Source organism: Pseudoalteromonas luteoviolacea (genome assembly GCF_018100925.1).
Lineage (GTDB): Bacteria > Pseudomonadota > Gammaproteobacteria > Enterobacterales > Alteromonadaceae > Pseudoalteromonas > Pseudoalteromonas obscura.
The window spans coordinates 1-457 of record NZ_JAGJEH010000065.1; the positions used below are offsets into that span (position 1 = coordinate 1).

The following is a 457-nucleotide window of genomic DNA, read 5'->3' on the forward strand; positions in this document are numbered from 1 at the left end:
TCCAAAATCAATATTCGTATAGGAACTAGAACCAAAGTCACCAAAATCAAAGCATTGAGCCGTATTTGAGACACTCTTTGAGTGAGCGCTAAACCACTTAGCCGAACCATTCACTGTATTATCTTTATTCCAAAATTGTGCAGTTCCTACAGCGTTAAAGCTTGGGTGATATGCCCCTTTATTCAATCGATTTACGGTGCCGCATACCAACAGATAAGACTCTCCACTGCTCGAGAAAACACTGCTTTTATTGCTGAATATCCCAATAGTGTGATTTTTTGCTGCGTATGCTGCAGCGTTGGCCCCTGAATTGAAAGACAGCGATGCTTGATGTGTAAATGCGGTATCACTGTTTTTAATACCTTGGATAGCAACCCTATTACTAACACTGAAACCACAGTAAGATAGGCGGGCATCGAGTGCTGCCCAGTCACCATTACCATAACCTGCAAAACTA

1 protein-coding gene is annotated in these 457 nt (G+C 42.0%); it reads right to left on the minus strand.

What is annotated here, in order from left to right; all coding sequences use genetic code 11:
- Positions 1-457 (minus strand): hypothetical protein (locus J8M00_RS28075; protein WP_211013654.1); only part of this gene is annotated, 457 nt, incomplete at both ends.